The following is a 12034-nucleotide window of genomic DNA, read 5'->3' as shown; positions in this document are numbered from 1 at the left end:
GATGAATTCCATATATGATGCGATAATTGTAGGTGGTGGTGTAATTGGAGGGTCTATTGCTTATCAATTAGCCAAAAGAGGTAAAAAAGTCCTTTTATTAGAGAAAGATAGACTGGCTAGTAAAGCATCTAGTGCAGCTGCCGGGATGTTAGGGGCGCAATCCGAATTAGAATCTAATAACCCGCTTTTTACATTAGCAAGACAAAGCAGGGGGATGTTTCCCGAGCTGTCGGAAGAATTAAAAGACATAAGCGGGATTGATATTGAATTAGTTAACAAAGGAATGTTTAAGGTAGCACTTACGAGTGAACAAGAATCAGAATTGAAGAATATGATCAAAATTCAGCAAAAAGCCGGGCTTGAGGCGGAATGGTTTTCAACATCAGAAATAAGGAAGAAGGAGCCGCTTCTTTCTGATGAGATTAGAGGAGCCATGTATATTCCAAAGGATGGACAAGTTTCAGCTTCTAGGTTGTCGCTCGCTTTTACTAAATCTGCTGCTGCTCTAGGCGCTGATATAAAGGAATATGTACATGTTTCTGATTTGATTTTTGAAAACGCGTGTGTAAGAGGTGTGGTCACTAATATAGGAGAATTTTTTAGTGAAAATGTAATAGTAGCAAGTGGAGCATGGAGCAATTTTCTTCTAGAAAAGGCCGGGGTAAAGCTTGATACATATCCCGTAAAAGGCGAGTGCTTTTCTGTTTTGACTAATCGTCCATTGCTTGAAAAAACGATTTTTTCACATGGCTGCTATCTTGTACCTAAAGTTGGCGGGAGAATCATTGTTGGTGCAACGGTTAAAGCTCACACTTTTGACCAAAAGGTAAGTATCGAAGGAATTTCAACATTAATAGAAAAGGCAACACATCTGCTTCCAGCACTTAAAGAAACGGAGTGGGAAAAAACATGGGCTGGAATACGTCCTCAAACAGCAGATGGACTACCCTACTTTGGTGAACATCCAGCATACAATGGACTTTTTATTGCAACGGGTCACTATAGGAATGGAATTTTATTATCTCCAATTACGGGTGTACTTATCGCAGATATAGTTGAAAGAAAGTCAAATCCTGAATGGTCTGCTTTTCGAGTGGATCGTTCGATAAATACAATTTTTTCATAATAGAGGTGAATGAATTGGAATTAATTATTAATGGAGAAAAAATACAAATTCCTGCTAATCAGTCAACTGTTGCGGAGCTATTGCAGCATTTTAGCTTACATCAGAAAGTTGCGATTGTGGAATTAAATGATGAAATTTTAGAAAAAGAAAATCAGAATGAAACGCGTTTGTCAAATGGAGACAAAGTTGAGATTGTACATTTTGTAGGAGGCGGATGATATGTTAAAAATTGGTTCATATGAATTTTCTTCAAGATTATTATTAGGTACTGGAAAATATTCAAGTTACGATATTCAGAAGCAAGCAGTGGAGATTTCAGAGGCGGAAATATTAACATTTGCAGTTCGGCGAATGAATATTTTTGAAGCCGGCCAACCCAATTTTTTAGAAAAGCTTGATTTGAAAAGATATACGCTTCTTCCCAATACAGCAGGAGCTAAAACGGCCAAAGAAGCTGTGCGAATAGCCCAGCTTGCGAAGGCGTCTGGGCTTTGTGACATGATAAAGGTAGAAGTGATTGGTTGTCAAAAAACACTATTGCCTGATCCGATTGAAACACTAAAGGCAGCAGAGGAATTAGTAAAACTAGGTTTTATAGTGTTACCATATACGTCTGATGATGTGTTACTTGCTAAACGTTTAGAAGAAGTAGGATGTCATGCGATTATGCCTGGGGCTTCTCCAATTGGATCAGGCCAAGGTATTATAAACCGACTAAACTTACGATTTATCATTGAACAGTCCAATGTTCCGGTAATTGTTGATGCTGGAATTGGAACACCATCGGATGCGACGATTGCTATGGAATTAGGGGCAGATGGTGTATTGCTTAATACAGCTGTATCGGGTGCCAAAGATCCAATCAAAATGGCGAAAGCAATGGGGCTTGCTATTGAATCAGGGCGCTTAGGATATGAAGCAGGGAGAATTGAAAAAAATGAGTACGCCATAGCAAGCAGTCCAGTTGAAGGAATGAGCATTGGATGAATGAACGTTATTCACGACAAGAACTCTTTGCACCCATTGGAGTCGAAGGGCAACTGAAAATTTCCAAGAAACACGTGTTGGTAATTGGAGCAGGGGCTCTCGGTACGGGAAGTGCTGAAGGCCTTGTGCGAGCAGGAATTGGAAAACTGACAATTGTTGATAGAGATTATGTGGAATGGAGTAATCTTCAAAGACAGCAACTATATTGTGAGGAAGATGCTAAAAAAAGATTACCAAAAGCAGTGGCGGCGGAGCATCGATTGAAAGCGCTAAATTCAGAGGTAAGCGTAAAATCACATGTGTTGGATGTGTCAGCGGAGGAACTGGAGCGGCTCGTTGACGGTGTGGATTTAATATTGGATGCCACCGATAATTTTGATACAAGGATGCTGATTAATGATATATCACAAAAATTCAAAATTCCATGGATTTACGGAGCGTGTGTGGGGAGTTATGGAATAAGTTACACGATTGTCCCAGAGGTAACTCCATGTTTGAGTTGTTTGCTGGAAACGGTTCCAATTGGTGGATTAACCTGTGATACGGCTGGAATTATTAGTCCCGCCGTTCAAACGGTTGTTGCTTATCAACTGACTGAAGCATTAAAAATTCTTGTGGAAGATTATGATTCCCTTAGAAATAAAATCGTTTCATTTGACCTTTGGAAAAATGAGCATACATCCATAAATGTAACGAAATTAAAAAAAGACAGCTGTTTGTCATGTGGGTCAAAGCGAACCTACCCACACCTTTCTTATCTAAATCAAACAAAAACAGCGGTTTTATGCGGGAGGGAGTCTGTCCAGATTCGCCCAGCAATGAAGTTTGAAAGAGATTTATTGCAACTTGAAAAAAATCTGCTTGCTCAAGGTGGTAAGATCGTTCGAAATCCATATTTACTTTCATTCACAATCGGGCCCCATCGATTAGTTGTTTTTAAAGATGGCCGGGCCCTGGTTCATGGTACAAAAGAGATTGCAGAAGCCAAAACTTTATATCATCGTTATTTTGGATGAATAACTTTAATAAAACCGGCTCTGACTTAATATCCACGGTCAAGTATTTTATCTCCGAGAAAGAGGGGCCAAATAATTTCGGCATTATAATAGGAAGGTATCTAACTTTGTTCGCTGCGTAAACAATAAAATGAAAGCGGTGTCTGCCTTTTAGGCGGCACCGCTTTGTTATGAAAAAAATTATATAAGCAGCTTACATATCATGGCTGCTATTATGCTTCTGACGGGAGTGCTGTCTATTTTTCACCTTATGAGAACCGCTTAACGGTGCAGGTTGACCTGGATTATTCCCTTTAGGTGCATTTTTGCGAATATCTTTACCATCATTTTTGTTCATGTGCGATCCCTCCTACTCCTTAAGATAATCAATCGGTGAAAAATTATTCACATACATATATTTGTATACCTCGTACATGCTATGGATGGATACTAATTAAGGAGATGAACCTAATGCAGGATAAACAAGATAAGCGGAGGACTTTTCAAGAAGCTCAGCAAAGCCATCAACAAGTAACTGATATGTACTCAGCCATTGAAAAAACGGCACCGAATTACGGAACAGAATTAAAACATGTGAAGCAGGAAGTGAATGAGGCCTTTCAGCAAATACAATCAGCTTTAGTCACCGCTTCTGAGCATCAGCGAGAACAATTAAAACAATTTGAACAGGATATTCAGGCAATTGTAAATGAAGTCAATTCAGATGACTATTGATTTCTATACCTGAAGGCATTAGTAGAAACGCTTTTTCCGTGTTTTTAGAATAGAATAGGCTTTTTGAAGGATGCAGGTCATCTGCATTTTCAAAAAGCCTTTACTCTTTAGTACTAGAATAAGGAAATCATTGGTTTTTCTTTCGTTTTTTATTATTTTGCCTTTGGACCTCGGTTAACGGTGGTTCATTTCCTAATTCATCATGGTAACCTGCTCCATTACCCTGTGCTTTTGCAGCGTTCATTCCGGGTATTACATGATTAGCCTTTTGTTTTGCCATTTCGACACCTCCACTCATAGAGTGTGATAATGACGAATGATTATGTATGCATTACTAATATGTTTTATTGGAATAATTTCTCAGGTGAATAATTGGAGCATTTTAGAAAAACAGCATGAAAGTTAGGCTTCCTAAAAGCACTTTAATAAATGGGGAAGATTTTTCTATAAGTCAAACTTATCAAAAACAATAACTTTCTTGTTATTTACTTATACTCAATTCTATATTAGTATTAAGTCGAAGGAAGAGTTAGGGTGGGAGAAGAGAGAGAAAATTCGACAAACTAACTTTTTTACTTATATTTATAGTAGACATGGTTTCAGTGAACCAGGTTTTACTTTTATGTGCAGAATAAGTTCTGACAGTTTAATAGGGGGTAATATTCATGACGAAAAATGACGTATACCAAGCGCGTAAATCCTTTGAAATTGAAGGGGAACGCTACAACTACTACAGCCTAGACGCTATTGAAAAAGCAGGGGACGGCCAAGTATCACGCCTTCCATATTCCATTAAAGTCCTACTTGAAGCAGTACTTCGCCAAGTAGACGGAAGAGTAATCACAAAAGAACACGTTGCGAACCTTGCTAAATGGGGAACAAGCGAGCAACAAGATATAGATGTTCCTTTTAAGCCTTCACGTGTTATCCTACAAGATTTCACTGGTGTTCCAGTTGTTGTAGATTTAGCTTCTCTACGTAATGCATTCGCTGCACTTGGTGGAGATCCTGATAAAATCAACCCAGAAATTCCAGTTGACCTTGTAATTGATCACTCTGTACAAGTTGATAAAGCAGGTTCAATTGATTCTCTTGATGCCAATATGGATCTTGAATTCGAACGTAATGCAGAGCGTTACCAGTTCCTAAGCTGGGCTCAAAAATCATTCAACAACTACCGTGCGGTTCCACCAGCAACTGGTATCGTTCACCAAGTTAACCTTGAGTACCTTGCGAATGTAGTACATGCGGTTGAAACTCCAAACGGCGACTTTGAAGTATTCCCTGACTCTGTATTCGGTACAGATTCACATACTACAATGATCAACGGTATTGGTGTTCTTGGTTGGGGCGTCGGCGGTATCGAAGCAGAAGCAGGTATGCTTGGACAGCCTTCATACTTCCCAGTACCAAAAGTAGTTGGTGTGAAACTAACTGGTCAACTTCCTAAAGGAACAACAGCTACTGACCTTGCATTGAAAGTAACTCAAGTTCTTCGTGCACACGGCGTAGTTGGTAAATTTGTTGAGTTCTACGGCCCTGGAGTAGGATATCTTCCACTTGCTGACCGTGCAACAATTGCTAACATGGCTCCTGAATACGGTGCTACAGTTGGTTTCTTCCCAGTTGATGCAGAAGCCATCGATTACATGCGCTTAACAGGCCGTGATGAAAAACAAATTAAAGTTGTTGAATCTTACTGCAAGGAAAATGGATTGTTCTACTCTCCTGAAAACGAAGATCCAGCTTACAATGATGTTGTGGAAATCGATCTTTCAGCAATTGAACCAAATCTTTCAGGCCCTAAACGCCCACAAGATTTGATTCCACTTTCTCAGATGAAACAATCTTTCCATGATGCTATCAATGCACCTATGGGTAACCAAGGTTTCGGCATGGATAATTCTGAATTGGATAAAGAAGTAACTGTTAAATTTGCCGATGGTAAAGAAACGGTAATGAAAACAGGTGCGATTGCAATTGCTGCAATCACAAGCTGTACGAACACTTCTAACCCATACGTAATGCTTGGAGCAGGTCTTATTGCTAAAAAAGCAGTTGAAAAAGGCTTGACTGTTCCGGATTATGTAAAAACATCATTAGCACCAGGTTCTAAAGTTGTTACTGGTTACCTTCGTGATGCAGGTCTTCAACCATACCTTGATCAATTAGGATTCAACGTAGTTGGTTACGGCTGTACAACATGTATCGGTAACTCAGGTCCATTAGCGGACGAAATCGAATCAGCAGTTGCTGAAGCAGATCTTCTAGTAACTTCAGTACTTTCTGGTAACCGTAACTTTGAAGGTCGTATTCACCCACTAGTAAAAGCAAACTATCTTGCTTCTCCAACTTTGGTTGTGGCATATGCACTTGCTGGTACTGTGGACTTCGATCTTAACAATGATTCACTTGGTAAAGATAAAGACGGTAACGATGTGTATCTTGCTGATATCTGGCCATCACAAGAAGAAGTTAACGCTGCTGTTAAAGCAACAGTTACACCTGAATTATTCCGTAAAGAATACGAAACAGTATTTAACGATAACAAACGTTGGAATGAAATCCAAACAAGCAACGAAGCAATTTACGCTTTCGATTCTAAATCAACATACATTCAAAATCCTCCATTCTTTGAAGGATTATCACCAGAACCAGGTTCAGTTAACCCACTTTCTGGCTTGCGCGTAGTAGGTAAATTTGGTGACTCAGTAACAACTGACCACATTTCTCCTGCAGGTGCAATCGGTAAAGATACACCAGCTGGTATCTACCTTCGTGAAAATGGTGTGAAACCACGTGACTTTAACTCTTACGGTTCTCGTCGTGGTAACCATGAAGCAATGATGCGTGGAACATTTGCAAACATTCGTATCCGTAACCAAGTTGCTCCAGGTACAGAAGGTGGTTACACTACTTACTGGCCAACAGGCGATGTAATGGCTATCTATGATGCTTGTATGAAATACAAAGCTGATGGAACAGGTCTTGCTGTCATTGCTGGTAAAGACTACGGTATGGGAAGCTCTCGTGACTGGGCTGCAAAAGGTACTAACCTTCTTGGCATTAAAACAGTTATCGCTGAAAGCTTCGAACGTATTCACCGTTCTAATCTTGCGTTAATGGGTGTTCTTCCTCTTCAATTCAAAGAAGGCGAAAACGCTGAAACACTAGGATTAACTGGTAAAGAAGCGATTGCTGTTAAAATCGACGAAACAGTTAAACCACGTGATATCGTAACAGTTACAGCTACTGATGAAGCTGGAAACGTAAAAGAATTTGATGTACTTGTTCGTTTCGACTCTGAAATCGAAATTGATTACTACCGTCACGGTGGTATCCTTCAAATGGTATTACGTAATAAATTAAAAGGCTAATTTAAGCTTTTGAGGAGCGGCAAACCTACATGTTTAGGTTTGCCGCTTTTTTTGTGTCAAATTTATGAAATACTGGAATAATAAGAAATGATTTTAGGGATAGCACTTTTCTGAACATGCATTTATTGATAAGATGGAAGAGGTTAGTTGAAATGGAAGTAAGTTGTTCTATTTCTGGAATTGAACAAATATTATATTGTAATGGGACTAGGGGGACGAGTATGCTTAAAAAAATTATTGCCTCGGTGGTCTTACTGTCACTGATTACGATAGCAATCGTGCAAGCGATGGATAATAAACCGGATAAAAATTCTGAAAATGATTCCCTGGGCGGACTGAAAATTGGTGCAGTGGCACCAGATTTCTCTCTAAAGACGCTCGATGGCAACCAGGTTAATTTATCGGACTATAAAGGGAAAAAGGTAATGCTGAACTTCTGGGCTACTTGGTGCCCGCCTTGTAAAAAGGAAATGCCAGATATGCAGAAATATTCGCAACAGGCAGGTGATGATGTCGTCATTCTAGCTGTCAACATTGATCCGGAAAATGATGTACAAGCATTTGTTGAGGATAATGATATCACTTTTACTATTCCTTTAGACAGTCAGAGTGCAAAAAAACCGGTAAGTGAGCGTTATAAAATTCTTAGTATTCCGACGACGTACTTTATCGACAGTAAGGGTATTATCAGGAATAAAGCTATTTCAGCGATGCAGTTTAAAGATATGGAACGAAACATCAATAGCATCAAGTGACGGAATCCTTTGGGGTTTCGTATTTTTTTTTATAGTTAGAACTTATTTAGCTTATATGTAACAAATTTGTCAAAAGTTAATTGAAAAATCAAAAAAATATTAAAAATAGGGTTACTGCCTATGAAAAATGGGTTAAAGTATAGAGGGTGATATAAAGGGGTGTTTATAAATATAAAAAAACTGATAATTATGACAATTAAAAGGATTCACACCATATAGTCATAATTTTACGTTAATTGGGTAATGCTGAACAATATATTATGAATAAGTAGGTGAAAAGCATGAAAAAAAGAAAACGGACTTTTGAAGAATTGATTAAAGAAAATAAAAGGGAATTGTTGATGGACGATAAACAAATGGAAAGACTTGAGGAAAGACTTGAGAAAAAACATATGCAAAAGGCTGAATAACATTTGCAATGGATTTCTTTCGAAAAAAAGAGTCAGCACACTGAAGATTTCTTCAAAGTGCTGGCTCTTTTTCGATTTAGTTGAAAAAATATAGAGCTTTTTCAAAAACTGGCACTCATGAATTTCAGCTTTTTTAACAATGATAAGGTAAGGAGGCGATTAAAATGGGTAATCCTAAAAAAGATTCTAAACACTTCAGACCAAGCCATCTTGGTATGCAACCGAGAGCAGCAGGAGGAAATAACGGAAAGCAAATGCAGGACAAATCGGGCAAGCATCCTCAGGTTATTCAAACTAAAGGCGAATAAACAACTTTTAATTAAATTCTTGTAATAATATTATGTAAACTAAAAATAACATGATTCGAGGCGATAGAAAATGGGCTCATTTAAACACAATCCAGACAACCGATTGGATAATGTTGAAAAACTTCAAGATGCAATTCAGAATACAGAAGAAAACATAAAGGCTGCAAATGAAACATTGTCATTCTCTTCATCGGCAGAAAAAGAGGCGATAAGGGCCAAAAACGACCGAAGAAAAGATAGTATTGCTGGCATGATGTCAGAAGTAGAAGATGAACAACAAGCTCGTGAAAGAGGTTATAAAGACGATAATCAATTTGAATGAATAGAAAGGGGAGAAAGGAGGGTTCTTTCTCTCCTTTTCTTTTATGATTTTTTGTTTTTTGATGTGGATTAGGAGATTGGCCATTTCCCTTACATGAAAGTTGGCCGGAAGTTATGGTAAAATGTATATTGCAATAGAAATGAAAGTGGGGAATTATGATGTTGATTGCTGAAAATGAAATTGAGGTTCGATATGCAGAGACGGATCAAATGGGGGTAGTGTACCATGCTAATTATTTTGTATGGATGGAACTTGGCAGGACGAAATTGATTAATGATTTAGGTTTTTATTATGCTGATATGGAGGCGGTTGGTATCCTCTCACCTGTCATGGATATCCAGGCTTCATATAAAATGCCTGTCCGTTATGGTGATAAGGTAAAGGTAAAGACTTGGATTGAAAAATATGATGGTTTACGTGTCATTTATGGATATGAAATAATTAATGGGGAAAATGAAGTGTCGGCGACCGGCCAGTCTTCACATGTTTGCGTTAAGAAAGATAACTTCCGACCTATATCTATTAAACGTATGTTCCCTGATTGGCATGAGGCCTATGAGCAAAATAAAAAACAAGATTAACTAATGTAATTACATAATTGAGGTGAATTAAGGATGGCGTTTGGGATAAAACGGGTAGACTTAGTAGCCTGGAAGCAGCAAATTGATCAGGGACAAATTGCATTTTTGACTCATTACTGGCTCGATGATCGCTTTCCTGGTTGTAAGACTGTGACAAAAGTAGGTTGCAAGGATTTAGAACGTTTAGCAGAGTGGGGCAAAAAATACGGACTGAAAAAAGAATGGATTCATCACCGTAAGGATGGCTATTCGCATTTTGATCTATTGGGTGCCAGGCAAATGGAAATTCTTAAAGCAGAGGATATTAACGAAAGACTTGTCAATTGAATAGGGAAATTTGCAACAGCAGTTTACACCGCTGCTGCATGTATCAAGCACTTTTTTCGTAATGAAATTCAGGCTCAGTTAGTTTTTCATTAAAGGTGATAAGTAAATCGTGACCATCGAAGTACCAGATATCTTTTTCTTCCACATAGAAAGTAATATTATTCAATGTAGATGCCGCTGCTACAGCTTCAGGTTCTTCTTGCATGATACCTAATGAAAAGCCGCTTTGAACGGAACTGTGTCCTCCATATCTTACATAAAAGCGCAAATGAGAGCCTTCCTGAAGCTCTAACTCATCGCTATACCACTTAGCAGCTTGTTCGGAAATTGTTAGTTTCATACAAATTCTCCTTCCCAGAGGTTCGCTATATAAGTATAAAGTAATTATATAGCAGATGCGAATATTGTGCGTTATAGAAAGGAAATCGCTATGGAGATTATATACAATATTTGTTTTATTACTCGAAAAATGTCTGACAAAAATGAAGTCTTAATGCTTTTTCGCAAAAAAGAGCCAAATAAACATAAATGGAATGGTGTAGGCGGGAAAATTGAACCAGGTGAAACAATCGATGAATCAATGGAACGCGAAATTATTGAAGAAACTGGATTGAAGGTAAAGGGACTGACCTTTCGTGGGATTGTGACATGGAATCAAACGGGTGGAATGTATGTATACCGAGCCGAAGATACCGGGGGTGGACTTCTAGCTTGCGATGAAGGGGAACTTGCCTGGAAGCCATATCAATGGGTTATGGAGGCAGATGAAGTTGTACCCAACATAAAATATTATCTAAGCGATATTTTACTGGATGACCCTCCATATGAATTTGCTTGTACATATAAAAACAATCATTTACTCTCCGTTAAAAAGAAGCCATTGCCTAATAATATAGAAAAAATTTTTTCTCCAACTAAAATCCGCCTTTGAGCGGTTTTTTTTTTTTGAATTCAAATGAAGTATTCATTATATCTTAAGCTATATAACACAAATTGGTAGATGAATATTTGGAATATTGGTATTATAGTGAGTTTAAGTAAGTTTTATATAGTTACAATAGGGTTACTTCATGAAACTATACAATGTGAAGATATAGTGATGAGGGGGTTGCTGATTTGCGGAAAACAGAGCTGCTAAAAGGGAGTACGGGGATGGTGCTACTTTCACTATTAGCTCAAAAGGATATGTATGGGTATGAAATGATTGAACAGCTTAAACAGTTAAGTGATGGCTATTTGCATTATAAAGAAGGAATGCTTTACCCCGCTTTAAAAAGGCTTGAAGAGAAAGAGTATCTAAAAAGTTATTGGCGAGATTCTTTAGAAGGGCCTAAAAGAAAATACTATTATGCAACGAAATTGGGGGTTGCTCAATTTCAAGTTCAATGGGAAGAGTGGAACGCCTTTCAAGATGTAATCGGTAAAGTTGTTTCACCTATCTATGAGCGCACACAAAAATAGCTGCAGATGTCTGCAGCTATTTTGTTTTTTCTTTGGCTTCAGCCTCTGCCAGCTTTTTCAGCAAGATTGGCGTGGGCATATGCATGATTTGCTCTAATGGCATATTCAGAGACTCAGATAACTTTAATGCGGTTTCGGTTGATATTTGTAATGGTTTCATGGCTCTTCTCCTAAAGTCGATTTTTGGCTAGTTCTAGTGTAGCCTCTGTGCTTCAATTATACAATCCTTTTGAGGACAATTTGCATGAATCCATTGGTCTTTTGCTTCCGCTAGTATGTGGGAGATTGAAAGGTGAACGTAATACGCTGAGCATATTTAATCTTGGCGATGAAGTGTGTTGAAAACATAATGATTCAGAAAATTGGAAACTCTGCGGAAAAGGTGTTAGGACATGCCAGGATTCTTAATCATATGGCCAGTTATTCTAGAATAGAAATAAGCCCGTAAAGACGGGCTTCAGTTTGTAGACAAAAGGGGTTCGGAATTAAAACATTTTGAACCCCTTTTGAAATTTCCTTTGAATTTTGCTCAATATTAAGTAATTGGGTCTCTAAGAGCCCACTATGTTAGGCCATTTTTGGACCTTGCCATGTCCAATTGGCCATCTTCTTTAAATTCATGGCAGCGAAAGTGAGCATCGCCTGCATCG

Annotated in this window: 18 protein-coding genes; 14 read left to right on the top strand and 4 right to left on the bottom strand. The window is 38.3% G+C overall.

From position 1 onward, the window contains the following. The first annotated feature begins 1 nt into the window (after window position 1). The 4 genes from thiO to ACQKMR_RS23295 are packed head-to-tail and all read left to right on the top strand — an operon-like array spanning window position 2 to window position 3129. Window positions 2-1126: a glycine oxidase ThiO gene (thiO, locus tag ACQKMR_RS23310; protein ID WP_427699413.1), complete on the top strand. Its 1125-nt coding sequence runs from the start codon at window positions 2-4 to the stop codon at window positions 1124-1126. Window positions 1127-1140: 14 nt separating this feature from the next. Then, a complete protein-coding gene (gene thiS / locus ACQKMR_RS23305) occupies window positions 1141-1344 on the top strand; it encodes a sulfur carrier protein ThiS (protein WP_427699412.1) in 204 nt (67 codons plus the stop codon). A 1-nt stretch (window position 1345) separates the two neighbouring features. After that, entirely contained in the window at window positions 1346-2113 is a 768-nt protein-coding gene (locus ACQKMR_RS23300) for a thiazole synthase (RefSeq protein ID WP_427699411.1), read from the top strand. Next, window positions 2110-3129: a thiazole biosynthesis adenylyltransferase ThiF gene (locus tag ACQKMR_RS23295; RefSeq protein ID WP_427699410.1), complete on the top strand. Its 1020-nt coding sequence runs from the start codon at window positions 2110-2112 to the stop codon at window positions 3127-3129. The genes ACQKMR_RS23300 and ACQKMR_RS23295 overlap by 4 nt, the downstream gene beginning before the upstream one ends. Before the next feature lie 193 nt (window positions 3130-3322). Here ACQKMR_RS23295 and ACQKMR_RS23290 read toward each other — a convergent pair whose 3' ends face one another. Further along, window positions 3323-3466 (bottom strand): small acid-soluble spore protein P, encoded by a 144-nt coding sequence (locus ACQKMR_RS23290; protein WP_083450736.1) that lies wholly within the window; start codon window positions 3464-3466, stop codon window positions 3323-3325. 113 nt (window positions 3467-3579) lie between these two features. Between ACQKMR_RS23290 and ACQKMR_RS23285 the strand changes: the two genes are divergently transcribed. Further along, the gene (locus tag ACQKMR_RS23285) at window positions 3580-3843 is read left to right on the top strand and encodes a hypothetical protein (RefSeq protein WP_116822025.1); all 264 of its coding nucleotides are present in this window, start codon (window positions 3580-3582) and stop codon (window positions 3841-3843) included. A gap of 127 nt (window positions 3844-3970) precedes the next feature. Here ACQKMR_RS23285 and sspO read toward each other — a convergent pair whose 3' ends face one another. Beyond that, on the bottom strand, window positions 3971-4123 hold the full coding sequence (gene sspO / locus ACQKMR_RS23280) for a small acid-soluble spore protein O (RefSeq protein WP_053345875.1): 153 nt from the start codon (window positions 4121-4123) through the stop codon (window positions 3971-3973). Between the two features lie 385 nt (window positions 4124-4508). Here sspO and acnA point away from each other — a divergent pair, with 385 nt between their 5' ends. The 7 genes from acnA to ACQKMR_RS23245 all read left to right on the top strand — a co-directional run bounded on the left by acnA (window position 4509) and on the right by ACQKMR_RS23245 (window position 9923). Next, window positions 4509-7220, top strand: coding sequence for an aconitate hydratase AcnA (acnA, locus tag ACQKMR_RS23275; protein WP_427699409.1), 2712 nt, complete (start codon window positions 4509-4511; stop codon window positions 7218-7220). 221 nt (window positions 7221-7441) lie between these two features. Beyond that, window positions 7442-7975, top strand: coding sequence for a TlpA disulfide reductase family protein (locus ACQKMR_RS23270; protein WP_427699408.1), 534 nt, complete (start codon window positions 7442-7444; stop codon window positions 7973-7975). A 281-nt stretch (window positions 7976-8256) separates the two neighbouring features. Further along, complete coding sequence (locus ACQKMR_RS23265) at window positions 8257-8385, top strand: FbpB family small basic protein (RefSeq protein ID WP_427699407.1); 129 nt, start codon at window positions 8257-8259, stop codon at window positions 8383-8385. A 164-nt stretch (window positions 8386-8549) separates the two neighbouring features. Further along, window positions 8550-8693, top strand: coding sequence for an acid-soluble spore protein N (locus tag ACQKMR_RS23260; RefSeq protein ID WP_053345878.1), 144 nt, complete (start codon window positions 8550-8552; stop codon window positions 8691-8693). 70 nt (window positions 8694-8763) lie between these two features. Next, the gene (gene tlp / locus ACQKMR_RS23255) at window positions 8764-9015 is read left to right on the top strand and encodes a small acid-soluble spore protein Tlp (protein WP_427699406.1); all 252 of its coding nucleotides are present in this window, start codon (window positions 8764-8766) and stop codon (window positions 9013-9015) included. Window positions 9016-9173: 158 nt separating this feature from the next. Beyond that, a complete protein-coding gene (locus tag ACQKMR_RS23250; protein WP_427699440.1) occupies window positions 9174-9596 on the top strand; it encodes an acyl-CoA thioesterase in 423 nt (140 codons plus the stop codon). Window positions 9597-9629: 33 nt separating this feature from the next. Beyond that, window positions 9630-9923 carry a hypothetical protein gene (locus ACQKMR_RS23245; protein ID WP_427699405.1) on the top strand — a complete coding sequence of 98 codons (294 nt, stop codon included), beginning with the start codon at window positions 9630-9632 and terminating at the stop codon, window positions 9921-9923. A 43-nt stretch (window positions 9924-9966) separates the two neighbouring features. On the opposite strand, the gene ACQKMR_RS23240 is transcribed toward ACQKMR_RS23245, so the two are convergent. Next, on the bottom strand, window positions 9967-10263 hold the full coding sequence (locus tag ACQKMR_RS23240) for a HesB/YadR/YfhF family protein (RefSeq protein WP_427699404.1): 297 nt from the start codon (window positions 10261-10263) through the stop codon (window positions 9967-9969). Window positions 10264-10329: 66 nt separating this feature from the next. On the opposite strand from ACQKMR_RS23240, the gene ACQKMR_RS23235 reads away from it, so the two are divergent. Both ACQKMR_RS23235 and ACQKMR_RS23230 read left to right on the top strand, forming a co-directional pair. Then, the gene (locus ACQKMR_RS23235; RefSeq protein ID WP_427699403.1) at window positions 10330-10854 is read left to right on the top strand and encodes an NUDIX hydrolase; all 525 of its coding nucleotides are present in this window, start codon (window positions 10330-10332) and stop codon (window positions 10852-10854) included. Between the two features lie 185 nt (window positions 10855-11039). Then, a complete protein-coding gene (locus ACQKMR_RS23230) occupies window positions 11040-11384 on the top strand; it encodes a PadR family transcriptional regulator (RefSeq protein ID WP_427699402.1) in 345 nt (114 codons plus the stop codon). A gap of 16 nt (window positions 11385-11400) precedes the next feature. Here the strand turns inward: ACQKMR_RS23230 and ACQKMR_RS23225 are convergent, their stop codons facing one another. Further along, the gene (locus ACQKMR_RS23225) at window positions 11401-11544 is read right to left on the bottom strand and encodes a YycC family protein (RefSeq protein WP_082527609.1); all 144 of its coding nucleotides are present in this window, start codon (window positions 11542-11544) and stop codon (window positions 11401-11403) included. Between the last annotated feature and the right edge of the window lie 490 nt (window positions 11545-12034).

Origin of the sequence: Peribacillus sp. NPDC096540, assembly GCF_050278525.1 — a bacterium.
In the GTDB taxonomy this organism is placed as follows: Bacteria; Bacillota; Bacilli; order Bacillales; family DSM-1321; genus Peribacillus.
This window is presented reverse-complemented; position numbering and strand designations above follow the sequence as displayed.